15 protein-coding genes are annotated in these 14,945 nt (G+C 64.1%); 14 read left to right on the forward strand and 1 reads right to left on the reverse strand.

All coding sequences use genetic code 11. From position 1 onward, the window contains the following. Positions 1-67: 67 nt before the first annotated feature. From QO014_RS05015 to QO014_RS05080, 14 genes are all read left to right on the forward strand, one after another. Positions 68-778 carry a GntR family transcriptional regulator gene (locus QO014_RS05015; protein WP_266347522.1) on the forward strand — a complete coding sequence of 237 codons (711 nt, stop codon included), beginning with the start codon at positions 68-70 and terminating at the stop codon, positions 776-778. Between the two features lie 123 nt (positions 779-901). After that, positions 902-2,242, forward strand: coding sequence for an ABC transporter substrate-binding protein (locus QO014_RS05020; protein WP_266347523.1), 1,341 nt, complete (start codon positions 902-904; stop codon positions 2,240-2,242). Between the two features lie 256 nt (positions 2,243-2,498). Next, positions 2,499-3,377: a carbohydrate ABC transporter permease gene (locus tag QO014_RS05025; protein ID WP_266347524.1), complete on the forward strand. Its 879-nt coding sequence runs from the start codon at positions 2,499-2,501 to the stop codon at positions 3,375-3,377. Then, positions 3,374-4,240, forward strand: a complete 867-nt coding sequence (locus QO014_RS05030) for a carbohydrate ABC transporter permease (RefSeq protein WP_266347525.1) — start codon at positions 3,374-3,376, stop codon at positions 4,238-4,240. The genes QO014_RS05025 and QO014_RS05030 overlap by 4 nt, the downstream gene beginning before the upstream one ends. Positions 4,241-4,251: 11 nt before the next feature. Beyond that, the gene (locus tag QO014_RS05035; RefSeq protein ID WP_266347526.1) at positions 4,252-5,523 is read left to right on the forward strand and encodes a mandelate racemase/muconate lactonizing enzyme family protein; all 1,272 of its coding nucleotides are present in this window, start codon (positions 4,252-4,254) and stop codon (positions 5,521-5,523) included. Between the two features lies 1 nt (position 5,524). Next, entirely contained in the window at positions 5,525-6,607 is a 1,083-nt protein-coding gene (locus QO014_RS05040; protein ID WP_266347527.1) for an NAD(P)-dependent oxidoreductase, read from the forward strand. Positions 6,608-6,642: 35 nt separating this feature from the next. Next, positions 6,643-7,428, forward strand: a complete 786-nt coding sequence (locus QO014_RS05045; protein WP_266347528.1) for an HpcH/HpaI aldolase family protein — start codon at positions 6,643-6,645, stop codon at positions 7,426-7,428. 84 nt (positions 7,429-7,512) lie between these two features. Next, entirely contained in the window at positions 7,513-8,304 is a 792-nt protein-coding gene (locus QO014_RS05050) for an SDR family NAD(P)-dependent oxidoreductase (RefSeq protein ID WP_266347529.1), read from the forward strand. A gap of 3 nt (positions 8,305-8,307) precedes the next feature. Next, the gene (locus QO014_RS05055; protein ID WP_370877096.1) at positions 8,308-9,162 is read left to right on the forward strand and encodes a transketolase; all 855 of its coding nucleotides are present in this window, start codon (positions 8,308-8,310) and stop codon (positions 9,160-9,162) included. Then, a complete protein-coding gene (locus QO014_RS05060) occupies positions 9,155-10,138 on the forward strand; it encodes a transketolase family protein (RefSeq protein WP_266347530.1) in 984 nt (327 codons plus the stop codon). The genes QO014_RS05055 and QO014_RS05060 overlap by 8 nt, the downstream gene beginning before the upstream one ends. Beyond that, positions 10,135-11,307: a mandelate racemase/muconate lactonizing enzyme family protein gene (locus QO014_RS05065; protein WP_266347531.1), complete on the forward strand. Its 1,173-nt coding sequence runs from the start codon at positions 10,135-10,137 to the stop codon at positions 11,305-11,307. The genes QO014_RS05060 and QO014_RS05065 overlap by 4 nt, the downstream gene beginning before the upstream one ends. A 193-nt stretch (positions 11,308-11,500) precedes the next feature. After that, a complete protein-coding gene (locus tag QO014_RS05070) occupies positions 11,501-12,319 on the forward strand; it encodes a transporter substrate-binding domain-containing protein (protein ID WP_266347532.1) in 819 nt (272 codons plus the stop codon). Between the two features lie 82 nt (positions 12,320-12,401). Further along, positions 12,402-13,067: an amino acid ABC transporter permease gene (locus tag QO014_RS05075; RefSeq protein WP_266347533.1), complete on the forward strand. Its 666-nt coding sequence runs from the start codon at positions 12,402-12,404 to the stop codon at positions 13,065-13,067. 10 nt (positions 13,068-13,077) lie between these two features. Further along, on the forward strand, positions 13,078-13,749 hold the full coding sequence (locus QO014_RS05080) for an amino acid ABC transporter permease (protein ID WP_266347534.1): 672 nt from the start codon (positions 13,078-13,080) through the stop codon (positions 13,747-13,749). Positions 13,750-13,769: 20 nt separating this feature from the next. Here QO014_RS05080 and QO014_RS05085 read toward each other — a convergent pair whose 3' ends face one another. Next, positions 13,770-14,804 (reverse strand): LacI family DNA-binding transcriptional regulator, encoded by a 1,035-nt coding sequence (locus QO014_RS05085; protein WP_266347535.1) that lies wholly within the window; start codon positions 14,802-14,804, stop codon positions 13,770-13,772. Between the last annotated feature and the right edge of the window lie 141 nt (positions 14,805-14,945).

Here is a 14,945-nt window from a genome sequence, read left to right on the forward strand (position 1 = left end):
TGCTCCTGCCATTCCTCGCCTGTTTTCCTACTGGCGTTCCTCTAATTGTTAACAGTAGACTGTGACCATGAGCAAGAGCCCACTCATCCCCAATCTGCAACGTCGTGAACGCCGGGTCCTGACGGACGACGTCGCGGACTCGATCCGCGAGGCCATTCTGAGCGGCCGGCTGAAGGGGGGTGACCGGCTGATCGAGGACGAACTGGCGGAGAGCCTGAACGTCAGCCGGGGGCCGATCCGGCAGGCGATCTTTCGCCTGGAGCAGGAGGGCCTCGTCGTTCACGAGACGCATCGCGGCGCGACCGTCGCCGAGGTTTCCGTCGAAGACGCCGCCGAGATCTACAGCCTCCGCCAGGCGCTGGAACGACTCGCGATCGCCTCGGCATGCGAGCGCGCGACGGAGGCCGATCTGGCGCCGCTTGACGCCATTCTCGTGTTATTTCAATCGATTCCGCGTAGTTCCATTACACGCCGCCGTGTCGCGGAGCTCGATATCGACTTTCACGACGCCCTCTTCCGCGCCTCCCATCACGGCCGGCTCTGCCGCGCCTGGGAAGCGCTGCGCTCGCAGATCTTCGTTTTTCTGCTGCTCCGCGACGGCCTGCCGGACGACTATCTGACCTCGTGGTATCGCGACCATTCCCGTCTGCTCCAGGTCGTGCGGTCGCGCGACAAGGACTTGGCCATGGCGACGATCGAGGAGCATATCGGCGGCGCCTATGCGCGCCTGCTCGAACACATGGCCCAACACGACGTTCTGCGCATCCAGGCGAGCTAGCCTTTCTTGACAGGGCCTGATCTCATGCTATCGTCGGATTGTTAACAAAAAACAATATGGCCTGCGCCAATGCGGGCCCGACGTCGGCGCGTTCGCATCGACGGTCCAGGGAGGGAAACGATCATGACCAGGTTGCTTGGGTCAGAATTGCACGCGCATGCGTCGCAGGGGTCGACGGCGCATGCGGATATTCGCCCCACGAGACGCCAGATCCTCGGCGGCGCGGCCGCATTGGGCGGAGCCGTCGCGGCCGGCCCGCTTCTCAGCCGCCCGGCGCGCGCCGCCGACCGCATTCCGCTGAAGGTAATGAGCTGGGAGCAATTCCAGCCCGGCGAAAAGGAAGGCTGGAACGCTCTGTTCCAGAAGTTCAACGAATCCCAATCGAAATACACCGTCGACTGGACCGGCTGGCCGGCGAGCCAATATGTCTCCAACGTCGTGATCCAGGCGCAGGCCGGCGGCATCGATGCCGACGTGCTGATGGCGATGCCCGACCTTTCGGCCCAGGTCATCCGCAAGTTCAAGCTGGCCGAACCGCTCGACGATGTGGTCGCCGCACTCGGCATTACGCCCAGCCCGGGGCATGAGTTCCTGCGCAAGGATGGCAAGCTCTACGGTCTCTCCGCCATCGATGTGAATTTCGCGCTCGTCTACAACAAGGCGCTGTTCGAGAAGGCGGGCCTCAAACCTGCGACGACACCTGAAGAGTGGATCGAGACGACCGCGAAGCTGACCAAGCGGCCGGACCAGTTCGGCATCGCCCTCACCAACGTCATCGCCGATGCCGGCGAGTGGTGGTTCCAGCTGCAGAATTTCTGCCTTCCCTTCGACGGCAAATGGGCCGAGGGCAACACGCCGCTCGCCAACTCGCCCGAGGTGGTCAAGGGCCTTGAACTCTGGAAGAGCCTTTACGAGGCCGGCGTGCCGCAGGGCACGGCACAGAGCGCCATCATGAAGCTGGCGGCGGATGGGCGCGTGGCCCAGGCGTTTGGCGTCAACCCGACCGTCGTCGTGCTCCGCGCCACCAACCCGGCCATCTATCCCGACCTTCGCTCCGCCGCGCCGCCATGGGCGAGCAAGCGCTCGCTCGACCGCATTCACCCGCTGATCGCGCTCAAGGGCAAGAATGCCGATGGCGCCAAGGAATTCATCAAGTTCGCGATGTCGCCGGACATCATGGCCGAGTTGATGATCACCAATCTCTATGTGATGCCGCCCTACGATCTTGCGACCAAGTCGGAGAAGTTCAAGAAGTTCCTCGCCGACAAGCCCTGGATCACCGGCTTCAACGAGGCCAAGCAGGTGTCGCCCATCGACGTCATGGGTGACTTCGCCTTCGTCGACGACCAGTTCGGCCGGATCATCATGCAGAACTTCCAGAGCGCCTTGCGCCCCGGCGGTTCGGTGAAGACCGCGATGGATGGCGCCCAGCGCCAGCTCGAAGCGCTCGCCAAGCGGGTCTAGCTGCGGTGGGTCGAATGCCGGCCGACGTCGCCTGACAGGTCCTCCCGACGTCATCCCCGCGGAAGGGGGGATCTCTGCCGCCGATGCGCTCAATATGTCGGCGGCAGGGATCCCGGGCCTGGCCCGGGATGACGGCGGAGGCTGTCGTAGTTGGCGGCAAGGCCAGTCAATACGGGAAGGCGTCAGGAGGATTGACTTGGCATTGGCTTCGGCGCTCCCTCAAACCGTGGCACGCGAAAGCCGACGCGGCAGGTCCATGAAGGGCAAGCCACGCAATGGCGTGGTTGGCAGCCGTGCCTTTCCCTATCTGCTGATCCTGCCGATGCTCGCGCTCGAGGGCGCGCTGATCGTCTATCCCATCATTCGCGGCGCGCTGTTCAGCCTCGATACGCCCGATGGGCTCGGCCTCGACAATTACCGCCAGATGCTCGTCGATCCCGATTTCTGGCGCATGATCCGCAACACGCTGGTCTTCACCCTCTCCGTCGACGTGATCATCCTCACGATCGGGCTGTCGCTGGCGCTGCTGATGAATTGGAGCTTCCGCGGCCGCAGCATCGTGCGCAGCCTTCTGACCGTCCCCTGGGCGATCCCGGAGGTGCCAGTCGCGATCACCTTCGTGCTGATGCTCGATCCGAGCTTCGGCGTCTTCAACGCCTTCCTGCGCCTCGTGCCGGGTGTCACCGAGAGCCCGCAATGGCTGCTCGATCCGGTGCTCGCCATGGTGGTCGTGATCACGGTTACGGTCTGGAAGGGCTTCCCCTTCTATTCGCTGGTGCTTCTCTCGGCGCTCCAGAGCGTGCCCGATGAGCTCTATGAGGCCGCGAAGATCGATGGCGCCGGCCGTTTCGCCCAGTTCCGCTACATCACGATTCCCGGCATTCGCGGCACGCTGGCGCTCCTCGCCGTGCTCGCCTTCATCTATTCGACGCAGCAATTCACCCTGATCTGGCTGATCACGGGCGGCGGTCCCGTCGATGCCACGACGACACTCGCGCCGGCGATCTACATGCAGGCGTTCCGCTTCTATAATTTCAGCTATGCCGGCGCGATCGCGGTGGTGGGCTTCCTGATATCGGCCGTGGCGACCACCTTCTTCGTCATCGTCCAGCGGCGTCTGGAGGTGCGGGAATGAGTGCCACCGGCCTTTCCGCCTTTGCCCCCGGCCGCCGTTCGATCTCGGGCGAGGCCATCCTGCGCGGCGGCGCGATCATCGTCATTTCGGCGATCATCTTCTTCCCGGTCTACTGGATGGTGCTGTCCTCGCTGCGTTCATCCAGCGAGTCCCTCTCCTTCCCGCCGCCACTCCTGCCGCATGGCATCGATCTCTCGGCCTATGCGCAGCTCTTCACCGATAAGCCGATCGCGCATTGGCTGCTGCTCTCGACCTTTGTCGCCACGCTGACGGTGATCGCCACGCTGCTGCTGGTGATCCCCGCGGCCTATGCGCTCTCGCGCCTCTATTGGGCCGGGCGCTCGGCTTTCGGGCTGCTGCTGCTCTTCACGCAGATGATGCCGGCGGCGGTCGTCGTGGCGCCGGTGCTGGCGCTCTACCGCAATCTCGGCTGGACCGACAATCTCTGGGCGCTCGCTTTGCTCCATACGGCCTTCGTCGTGCCGCTCTGCGCCTGGGTGCTCAAGACCTCTTTCGATGCCGTGCCGAAGGAGATCGTCGAGGCGGCGCTGATCGATGGCTGCAATCGCTGGAAGGTGCTCTGGCTGGTGGTGCTGCCGCTGACACGGCCTGGCCTCGTTGCCGTCAGCGTCATCGCCTTCTTCGCGAGCTGGAACGAATACCTCTTCGCGTCGACGCTGATCACGAAGAGCGACCTCTACACCGCCTCGCTCGGTCTCGCGACGCTGATGACACAACTCGATACGCCGCTCTTCGTGCTGATGGCGGCGGGCGTCACCTTCTCGGTGCTGCCGGTCTTTTTCTACATGGCGATCCAGCGCCATCTGCTGCGCGGCCTGACCGCCGGCGCGGTTAAGGGCTGAGGGGGGAAACGATGAAGATCACCAGGATCGAGACGATCTGGTTCGAAGCGGTGCCGCAATCGGAATGGGCCAAGCTCAATCCCAAGGCCCGGCAGGCGTTGCCCAATAATCTCTGGGTCCGCATCTACACGGATAATGGTCTGGTCGGCCTCGGCGAGACCTATTATCTGCCGCGCGCGGTCGCCCCGATCATCCACGATATCTTCGCGCCGCTCCTGATCGGCCGCGATCCGCGCGACATCGAAAACCACTGGTCGAACATGTTCGCGCTGGTGAATTTCTGCGGTGCCTATGGTGCGGAGATGCGGGCGATCTCGGCCGTGGACGTCGCTCTTTGGGACATTGCGGGGCAGAACGCCGGCGAGCCGATCTACACCATGCTGGGCGGGCGCAGCCGTGACCGGATCGCGATCTACAACACCTGTGTCGGCTACGGAAAATATGACGATCTCAATGCCTGGCTGACCGGAAAGGCCGGCGAACTGGCCGAGAATCTCGTCGCGCAGGGCATCACGGCCATGAAGATCTGGCCGTTCGACCAGTTCGGTCCGACACTTTCCGGCCCGGTCGATAGCCGCAAGCCAATGGTGATCTGGGGCGCGCAAACGGCTGCCGGTCCGCGCGGCCACTCGCTCAGCCATGACGAGCTGAAGGCCGGCATCGCGATCGTCGAGGATATCCGCCGCGCGGTAGGCGACCGGATGCAAATCGCGATCGAGGGCCACGCGCGCTGGGATCTCGGCGTTTCCACGAAGATCGCCCGTGCGCTCGAACCGCTCGACATCATGTGGCTCGAGGAGATCATGCCGCCGGACAATGTCGACAGCTATGTCCGGCTGAAGCAGGAAACGACGATCCCGATCTGCCAGAGCGAGCGCGTCTTCACCCGCTATGGCTTCCGGCCCTGGATCGAGAAGGGCGCCGCCGACATCATCATGCCCGACCTCTCCTGGGGCGGCGGCCTGACGGAGGGCCGCAAGATCGCATCGATGGCCGACACCTATTTCCTGCCCGTGACCTGCCACGACACGATCGGCCCCGTCGCGCTCTGGGCGGCGACGCATCTGATGCACCATATTCCCAACGCGCTGATCATGGAGACGGTGCGCGGCTATATCGATGGCTGGTACGACGATGTGGTCACCGACCGCATCGAGGTCCGCGACGGCCATCTGCATCTGCCGGATCGTCCCGGCCTCGGCACGAAGCTGCGCGACGACATCGTCGACCGCCCGAATGCGCGGATCGAGATCACCACCGAAGACACGCTGAAGCGGTGGTGAGATGAAGGACTTCTCGGTCTTCTATACGGGCGACTATCTGGACGAGGACGGCAGGCTCGCCATCCCCGACATCGCCCTCGATCACTATGACGGGCATCCGTCGATCCGTGTCGACTTTCTACGCAGCCAGTCGCCGAAGCCGGGCGACGCGCTCTACCAGAGCCGGCTCTATTCGCTCGAAGTCACGGCCGACGACATCACGAATGCCGATGCCGTCGTGATCTTCCGGCCGTGGGTCAAGGCCGCGACCTTTTCGAAAGGGGCCGAACGGCTCACCGTGATCGGCCGTGCCGGAGCGGGCTATGACAAGATCGACCTCGAGGCCTGCACGGCGAACGACGTCGCTGTCTTCAATGCACCCGACACGCTGACCCATGCGACGGCCTCATCGGCGTTCCTGCTGATGCTCGCACTCGCCAAGCGCCTGCCGGAGCAGGAGCGGATGGTTCGCAATGGTCGCTGGGATTTGCAGCCCACTACCATGGGCATCGATCTGCCCGGCAAGACGCTCGGCATTGTCGGTCTCGGGGCGAGCGGCCGCGAATTGGCCCGCCTCGCCGCCCCCTGGGGCATGCGGATCATCGCCTACTCTCCAAGCGCCAAGGCGGAGGACGCTCTGGCGCTCGGCGTGGCGCTGGTGCCCAGCATAGACGATGTGTTTCGCCAGGCCGATTTCGTCAGCCTGCACAATCGCCTCGACGCGCGGACTCGCAATTCGATCGGTGCGCGCCAACTGCGGCTGATGAAGCCCACGGCCTATTTCATCAATGTCGCGCGCGGCGAGATCGTCGATCAAGCCGCCCTGCTCCAGGCACTGCGCGAGAAATGGTTTGCCGGCGCAGGTCTCGACGTCTTCGAGCATGAGCCGCTGCCGAAGGACGACCCGCTGGTGGCGCTCGACAACGTCATCCTGACGCCGCACTGGCTCCCCTCCACCCGCGACGCCGCCCGCCTGACCATGACGACCATGGCCGAGGGCATCATCCGCGCGTCAGAGGGCCTCGTGCCCGACAATGTCGTGAACCGGGCCGTGATCGAGCGGCCGGGCTTCCAGGCGAAGCTCGCCCGTTTCGCTACGTCCTGACCCCAAGCCGAGCCTCAGAGGCCAAATGGAAGACCATGATCAGAAAGAACCGCGTCAAAGCTAAACTCAAGGCCGGGGAAAAGGCCTTCGGCATCTGGCTGCAGAGCGCCGACCCGACCTTCGCGGAGATTTGCGCGCTGATCGGATTTGACTGCTTCATCATGGATCAGGAGCACGGTCCGGGCGACATGCAGGCGGCGATCGACATGGCGCGTGCCGCCGCGGTCACCGACACGACGTCCATCGTGCGCGTGCCATCGTCCGATCCGCTCTATCTGCGCCGGATCCTCGATGGCGGCGTTGAAGGCGTGCTGGTGCCGATGGTCGAGACGGCGGAACAGGCGAAGAGCATCGCCGATGCCTGCCGCTTCCCCCCGCTCGGCAAGCGGGGCAATGCCTGGGATATCACCCGTGCTGCCGGTTATGGCGTGGCGCGGGACTATATGAAGCGCGTGCATGACGAATTGCTCGTCATCGTGCAGTTGGAAACCGTCGAGGGCATCCGGAATGCCTGCGCCATCGCCGAGGTCGACGGCATCGATGTGATCTTCATCGGGCCGACCGATCTCGCGGGAAGCGCTGGCGTTGGCGGCGATACCGGGCACCCGAGCGTCGAGGCGCTGATCGCGGAAGGTGTCGCCGCGGTGAAGCCGACTGGCAAGCCGCTCGCCACAGTGCCGCGCCGCGGCAAGACCTGGCAGCAGGCCTTCGACGATGGCTTTTCCTTCGTCGCGGCGGGCAGCGAGATCCATTATTTCCGCGGCGCCGCCGAGGCGCAGTTCAAGGATTGGCTGGACTATAGCGCCCTCGCCCCGACCTGACCCGAGACCCTGATTTTCCTGAGCAACCGCTTGACGAAGCGCGAATGTTAACGTTACCATTTGTGCATAATCACGGAAAAGAAAATGCCCAAGGATAGTGGAACACATGGCGCCCGCGCTCTGGTAACAGGCGCAGGCGGCGGTCTTGGCCGCCAGATCGCGATCGATCTGGCAATGCGCGGCGTCGACGTCGCGGTCGCGGACCTCAATGAAAAAGGCGTCGACGAGACAATCGCGCTTTGCGCGTCGTCAAAGGCGCGCCTCCTGCCGGTCATCGGAGACCTGACCGCTGACGATGGGCCCGAGAACGCGGTTCGTAAGGTCGTCGGTGCATGGGGCGGCCTCGACATACTGGTCAACAATGCCGGCTATGGCGGCATTGAGCGCTTTCTTGAAATGACGGCCGGGCTTTGGGACCGAACGCTCGCCGTCAACGTCAAGGCGCTGGCACTCATGACGGCAGCCGCCGGTCGTGTCATGGCCGAGCAGAAATCCGGCCGCATCGTCAACATCACCTCCCCTGCCTCCCGCATGGCACTGCCCAACTACACCGCCTATGCGGCGAGCAAGGCGGCGGTGGATTCGATCACGCGCTCTGCCGCGATCACGCTCGCGCCGCTCGGCGTGACGGTGAACAGCGTGGCACCGGGCATGATGGACACCGAGATGCAGCGCTCGACCGAAGCCGTTTTGGCACGTCTCGAAGGCCGCAACGATGTCGACGCCTTCCTCGACGAACGGACACGGCGTGTCCCGATCGGACGGCGTGCCGAGATCACCGAAGTGTCCGCGACCGTCATCTGGCTCGCGCTCGACGCACCGGCCTACATCACCGCCGAGCGGCTGAACGCTTCTGGCGGACTGGACAGGGACTGAGCCATGGCGCTCCGCAACCATCCCCCGGGACCGCCCGACCTTCAGGCTATCCGCGCACATGCAACCAACATGCGCCGGCACATATTGCTCATGGCCGAGGGACCGGGCCAAGGCTATGTCGGCCAGGGACTCGGCATCGCCGACGCGCTGGCGGCGCTCTATTTTCACGAGCTTCGTTATGATCCGGCCGATCTCGAGGCCGAGGAGCGCGATCGCTTCCTGCTTTCGACCGGGCATTATTCGATCGCGCTCTGGGCGGCGCTCGCAGAGGCCGGCATCATCCCGCTTTCCGAACTTTCGACCTATGGCGCCGACGATAGTCGCCTCGATATGTCGACGATCGACACGACGCCGGGGGTCGAGATCATCGGCGGCTCGCTCGGCCATGGCCTCGGTCAAGGCGTCGGCATGGCGCTTGGCCTGAGGCTGAAAGGATCGACTGCTCGGGTTTTCGTCGAGCTCTCCGATGGCGAGATGCAGGAGGGCGCGACATGGGAAGCTGCCATGTCGGCCGGCCATTTCCACCTCGACAATCTCGTGGCACTCATCGATTGCAACGGCATCCAGGCCGATGGCCCGGTGGTGCTGGACATGGAACCCGTCGCCGACAAATGGCGCGCTTTCGGCTTTGCGACGCAGGAAATCGACGGCAATGATCTCGCCGCCGTCCTGCGTGCGCTCGAGCAAGCCCGTGCGACCGACGGCAGGCCGCACGCGATCATCCTGCGCACGCTGCCCGGCAAGGGCGTGCCGACACTTGAGAAGCGCGAAAAGGCGCATTTCGTGCGCGTCGATGCCGGCGAATGGCAGGCCTTGCGCGCCGAACTCGAACGCGAAGCGGAGACGTTCCATGGCTGAGGCTGCTCGCACACTGGCGATGGGCCAGGACGAGGCGACCGGAACGCGCGCCACTGTCGATGCGCCGTTCGGACAGGCATTGCGAACGCTGGGCGCGACCCGGCCCGATATCGTCGGACTGACCGCCGATCTCGGCAAATATACCGACATCCTGCCCTTCCGCGACGCCTATCCCGACCGCTTCTTCAATGTCGGCATGGCCGAGCAGAACCTCGTCGCGATCGCGGCGGGCCTCGCCCAGACCGGCTACACGCCGTTTGCCACCACCTATGGCGTCTTCGCCAGTCGGCGAGCCTATGACTATGTCGCGATCGCAGTCGCCCACGCGCGGCAGAACGTGAAGATCGTCGCGGGCCTGCCCGGGCTCACAACCGGCTATGGCGGCACGCATCAGGCGATCGAGGATCTGGCGCTGATGCGCATGACTCCCGGCCTCGTCGTCATCGATCCGTGCGACGCAACCGATATCGCGGCGGCGACCATCGCCGCTGCCGAGTATGACGGCCCGGTCTATATGCGCCTCCTGCGCGGCAAGGTGCCGGTCGTTCTCGATCCTGTGACCCACCGTTTCGAGATCGGTAAGGCGCACCAGCTTCGCACCGGCGCCGATGTCGGCATCATCGCCACTGGCTTCATGACGGAACGCGCGCTCGATGCGGCAACCGCTCTTGCAGCGCGTGGCATTCATGCGGGCGTCCTGCATGTGCCGACTATCAAGCCCTTCGACGCGGACGCCGTTGCCGCCTTCGCGGCGTCCGTCGACAGGGTCGTGACGGCCGAGAACCATGTCGTGCGCGGTGGATTGGCAAGCCTCGTCGCCGAAACCCTGTTCAATGCCGGCATCGTGCGGCCCTTAGCGCGCATCGGCCTGCCGGACCGGTTCATCGAATGCGGCGCCGTGCCGACGCTGCAGAAGCGCTATGCGATCACCACGGCGGATATCATCGCGGCAGCCGAAGGGAGGCCCATGGCATGAAGATCACCGAGATCGAGACGTTCACGGTCGGCGCCGGATGGAAGAACTGGCTCTTCGTGCGCGTTCATACCGATGCGGGCATTACGGGCCTCGGCGAAGGCACGTTGAACGGCTTCATCCGCACCACGGAAGCGGCCGTGCGCGAGCTTGAGCATTTCGTCATCGGCAAGGATCCGCGCCAGATCAATCGGATCGCCAAGGCGATGCTCGACGGTGTCTCGCTTGATGGCGGTCATATTCACCGCACCGCCATCGCGACGATCGAAGTCGCCTGCTGGGACATTCTCGGCAAGTCGCTCGGCGTGCCGATCCACCAATTGCTCGGCGGCCGCGTGCGCGACAGCGTGCTCGGCTATGCCAATGGCTGGTATCGCACGGAGCGCACGCCCGAGGCGTTCCTGGAGGCAGCGGAACTGGTCATCGCCAAGGGCTTCAAGGCGATGAAGCTGGACCCGTTCGGCACGGCACAGGGCTTCATCGACGAAGGCGAACTCGACCTCGCTTATGAGATTCTCGCCAAGCTGCGCGAGAATCTCCCGAAGCACACACGCCTCCTGATCGATGTCCACGCCCGCTTCACGGAAGCCGAGGCGATTCGCGCGGCCAACCGACTGGCGCCGCTCGATCTCTATTGGTGGGAGGAACCGACGACACGCGACCGGCAGGAGACCGTGCACGCCGTCGCAAGGCTCTCACCCATCCGCGTCGCGACCGGCGAAATGTACGACACGATCGGCCAGTTCTTCACGCTCGCCGAGGGCGGCGGTGTCAACATCTTCCAGCCCGAGCCGATGTCGCTCGGCGGCATCACCAATACGCTCGCTGTCGCCAATCTGGCGCTCGCCCATGGCAGCTATATCGCCCCGCACCAGAGCGGCGGCCCCGTGGCAACGGCCGTCTGCCTCCAGCTCGCCGCCTGTGTGCCGAACTTCCTGATCCAGGAGCATTTCGACGCGTTCAACGAGCCGTGGACGCGCGATCTCGTCACCTGGCATCCGGCCATCGATCCCGCTACGGGCCACCTCTCTTTGCCCGACGCGCCCGGTCTCGGCGTCGAGCTCAACGAGGCGGTGGCGCGGGCACATCCCTATGATCCCGACGCCTATCTGAATGTTCATCAGGAAGGCTGGGAACGCCGTCTCGGCGCGCGCGGCCAGAGAACACAATAAAGACGCTGCCGTTACGTCGGCTGCACTTGATATTGTTATAATAGTATGTTCGTCTCATGACCTCGCTGCCTTGGAGAGGAAGGCCAGCGGGTGCCGGAAACGGCAGTGCGTCCTGCGTTGAGGAATCGAGGAACGCTGAAGCCCGGACAACGCCATCAAGAGCGAACGGGTGAAACCAGAGGGAGGAAATCACATGCGGAACAGTCACCGCCGCGCCATGCTGCGCGGCGCCGTCGCACTCGTCTTCGGCCTGTTCGTGGCAGCGGCACTGCCGAGCGCCGGCAATGCGACCACGATCGACGAGATCATCTCGCGCGGCAAGGTCACGATCGCCATCGACACGACCACGCCACCCTATGGCATGATCGACGACAATATGCAGCCGACCGGCTTCGACATCGAGCTGGCGCAGTTGATCGGCACGGCGATGGGCGTGCCGGTCGAGTTCGTGACCGTCACCTCGCCCGGACGCATTCCGGCGCTGCTGACCAATCGCGCCGACATGGTGGTCTCGATCTTCTCGATCACCGCCCAGCGCGCCCTGCAGGTCTCCTTCAGCATCCCCTATGCCTCGCAGTCCTCCGTCGTGCTGGCGCCGAAGAGCACCGCCATCAAGTCGGCCAAGGATCTCGTGGGTCTCAAGGTCGGCGTCACGCGCGGCACCGGCGAAGACGGCCTCCTGACTGCGGCCGCCAAGGACACGCCCGGCATCGAAATCCTGCGCTTCGACGACTATGCCTCGATCTCGCAGGCCATGCTCTCCGGCCAGATCGACGCCATGGGCGGCGGCGACTATGGCGACATCTACTTGAAGAAAAGCGCCAAGGGCGATGATTTCGAACTGAAATACATCCTGAAGACGTTCTATTTCGGCATCGGCGTCCGCAAGGACAGCCCCGAACTGCTGCAGTGGTTGAACACCTTCATCTTCACCTTGCGCCAGGACGGCACGCTTGATCGCCTGTCGTTGAAGTACCGCAAGACGCCGCTGCCGCAGCTTCCGACGTTCTGATCGACGATCCCGCACGAAACGCCATGGCGACCCGGCTTGCGACAGCCGGGTCGGACAAGCTCGGTTCCGATGGGAGGTGCGCGTGAACTACGTCTTTCAGTTCGGTCCGATCTTCCAGCGCATGGACGAGCTTCTCTATGGTGCGCTCCGCACGATGGAGTTGACCGCCGCCTCGGTCGCGGCAGGCCTCGTGATCGGCATCCTCGGTGCGCTTGGACGCAGCTTCGGCCCGCGCTGGCTGAGCCGGATCATCTCCGCCTATGTCGAGATCATCCGCAACACGCCGCTGCTGATACAGCTCTATTTCGTCTTCTTCTCGCTTCCGCTCTTCGGCCTCAGGCTGTCGAGCGACCAGGCGGCGATCCTCGCGCTCTCGATCCATCTCGGCGCCTATGCGACCGAAATCCTTCGTGCCGGTGTCGAATCCATTCCCGCCGGCCAGATCGAGGCGGCGAAATCGCTGGGCCTTTCGCGCCGGCAGATCATCCGCCATGTGATCCTCGTCCCCGCCGCCCGGGCTGTCTATCCCGCGTTGACGAGCCAGTTCATCCTGCAATTGCTGGGCACGTCGATCGTGTCCGCCATTGCAGCCGAAGAGTTGACCGCCGTCGCCAACAACATGGCGATGCAGACCTTCCGCAACTTCGAGATCTATATCGTCATCGCGGTGATCTATTTCGTGTTGGTCCAGGGATGCAGCCTCTTCTTCCGGCTGCTGTCGCTGGTCATGTTCCGCTGGAAGATGTGAGGCCGGACCGATGAGCCTGCGCGAATTCGGCCTGCACGAAGTCTTCTTCCTTCTGATGGCAGCGCGTTGGACAGTGCTGCTCGCACTCGTCACCTTCGTTGGCGGTGGTCTTCTCGGGCTCGTCATCGCAGCCCTTCGCGTCAGTCCGACGGCGATCCTGCGCCATGTCGCATCAGGCTATATCGGCTTCATGCAGAGCACGCCGATCCTGATCCAGCTCTTCATGGTCTATTATGGCTCGTCATTCATCGGCTTGCGCCCCGATCCATGGCCGGCGGCCGCAATCACCTTCTGCCTGAATGCGGGAGCATTCTTCGGCGAGATCTTCCGCGGCTCCATCGAATCCGTTCCCAAGGGGCAATGGGAGGCGTCGAAGGCCCTTGGCCTTCGCTATCTCGCGACACTCCGACTCGTCATCATTCCGCAGGCGATGCGCCTCAGCCTTCCGCCCACGGTCGGCTTCATGGTGCAGATCGTGAAGACCACCTCGGTCGCCTCGCTGATCGGCCTCGTGGAGCTGTCGCGCACCGGCACCATGATCAATACGGTGACGTTCCAGCCCGTCCTCGTCTTCGGCACGGTCGCGGCGATCTATTTCGCGCTCTGCTGGCCGCTCTCGCTCCTCGGCCAGCATCTGGAACGGCGCCTGATCGGCGGACGCGAAAGACGGGTGGCGCTTTGAGCGCGTTCAGCGCGGAAGCCTCAGGCACTCTCGCGATCGATAATCTCGAAGCCGAGCGTCTCGATCCTGGGTACGTCCGTTTCACCATGCAGCCGCCGCAGCAATTGCTCGACCGCCCGGCGTCCCATGGCGTAGCGGTTGACTCTCAGCGTTGTCAGGGCCGGGAAGAGCTGGACCGCGAGGTCGACGTCGCCATAGCCGGCAATCGCCAGCCGGTCCGGGATTTTCCAGCCGCGCCGATGGCACTCTTGAACGGCACCGATCGCCAGTGTGTCGCTCGAGCAGAAGATGACGTCGACGGCCGGGTCGATTTCAGTGAGCATCTGCACCGCATCGGCGCCGCCGGCCGGCGTGATGGGGAGCTCCACCTCGAGCGGCGCCTCGTAGCGATGGCCACGGTCCAGCAATGCCTGCCGGTAGCCGATGCGTCTTTGCTGCAGGCGGTCATTGCCATGGACGGGCGTCGAGACGAAGCCGATCCTGCGATAGCCCTTGTCGACGAGATGCGAGGTCATCGCATAGGCGGTTTCGAAGTTCGACACACCCACGGCCATGTCGAGGGGTTCGTGTCCCCTCACCTCGCTGATCTCGACGATCGGCGCTGTTCCCGCCTGAAGCAACTGGCGCGCGGCGGGCGATTGCACGAAGGCCTGCAGGATCAACCCGGCCGGCTGCCAGCCGAGCAAGGCGCGGATGGCGTTTTCCTCCGCATCGGGCGTGAAATCGCCCTGGATCAGCAGCAGCTGGTGTCCGCTGGCGTGACAGACATCCGACATGCCCTGAACCTGCTCGGCAATGCCCGAATTGATCAGCGGCGGCACCATCGTGCCGATGATGCGACGGCCGCTCCGCATGCTGGAGGCGAGCTGGTTCGGGATGAATCCTTCCCGCTCCACGAGCTCCAGAATGCGGGCCCGGGTATCGGGCGAGACCTTTTCCGGATCGTTCAGCGCGCGCGAAACGGTCATCGGCGCGACGCCGGCGCGACGCGCGATCTCCTTGATGCCCAGCCGGCGCGGCCTCTCCGGCCCCGGTCCACTCGGGGGCTTTACCATCGGCGTTCGCATCGATCGAGCATGGGAATCATCGCCCCAGTCTACCCTCTGCGCGCGGGTTCGCCATCGGCCTTGCAAGACGACAAATCCACCGCGATTGGTCGTGACAAAATTATAATATCATGTTTTTATACCGGCAGG

The organism is Kaistia dalseonensis (assembly GCF_030814715.1).
Lineage (GTDB): Bacteria > Pseudomonadota > Alphaproteobacteria > Rhizobiales > Kaistiaceae > Kaistia > Kaistia dalseonensis.

Excerpts from the sequence above, each read along its gene's own strand:
- QO014_RS05035 (WP_266347526.1), top strand. The coding sequence starts at position 4,252 with ATGAAGATCACCAGGATCGAGACGATCTGGTTCGAAGCGGTGCCGCAA.
- QO014_RS05050 (WP_266347529.1), top strand. The coding sequence starts at position 7,513 with ATGCCCAAGGATAGTGGAACACATGGCGCCCGCGCTCTGGTAACAGGC.
- QO014_RS05025 (WP_266347524.1), top strand. The coding sequence starts at position 2,499 with ATGAAGGGCAAGCCACGCAATGGCGTGGTTGGCAGCCGTGCCTTTCCC.
- QO014_RS05030 (WP_266347525.1), top strand. The coding sequence starts at position 3,374 with ATGAGTGCCACCGGCCTTTCCGCCTTTGCCCCCGGCCGCCGTTCGATC.
- QO014_RS05085 (WP_266347535.1), bottom strand. The coding sequence starts at position 14,804 with ATGGTAAAGCCCCCGAGTGGACCGGGGCCGGAGAGGCCGCGCCGGCTG.
- QO014_RS05045 (WP_266347528.1), top strand. The coding sequence starts at position 6,643 with ATGATCAGAAAGAACCGCGTCAAAGCTAAACTCAAGGCCGGGGAAAAG.
- QO014_RS05055 (WP_370877096.1), top strand. The coding sequence starts at position 8,308 with ATGGCGCTCCGCAACCATCCCCCGGGACCGCCCGACCTTCAGGCTATC.
- QO014_RS05065 (WP_266347531.1), top strand. The coding sequence starts at position 10,135 with ATGAAGATCACCGAGATCGAGACGTTCACGGTCGGCGCCGGATGGAAG.
- QO014_RS05060 (WP_266347530.1), top strand. The coding sequence starts at position 9,155 with ATGGCTGAGGCTGCTCGCACACTGGCGATGGGCCAGGACGAGGCGACC.
- QO014_RS05020 (WP_266347523.1), top strand. The coding sequence starts at position 902 with ATGACCAGGTTGCTTGGGTCAGAATTGCACGCGCATGCGTCGCAGGGG.
- QO014_RS05015 (WP_266347522.1), top strand. The coding sequence starts at position 68 with ATGAGCAAGAGCCCACTCATCCCCAATCTGCAACGTCGTGAACGCCGG.
- QO014_RS05040 (WP_266347527.1), top strand. The coding sequence starts at position 5,525 with ATGAAGGACTTCTCGGTCTTCTATACGGGCGACTATCTGGACGAGGAC.
- QO014_RS05070 (WP_266347532.1), top strand. The coding sequence starts at position 11,501 with ATGCGGAACAGTCACCGCCGCGCCATGCTGCGCGGCGCCGTCGCACTC.
- QO014_RS05080 (WP_266347534.1), top strand. The coding sequence starts at position 13,078 with ATGAGCCTGCGCGAATTCGGCCTGCACGAAGTCTTCTTCCTTCTGATG.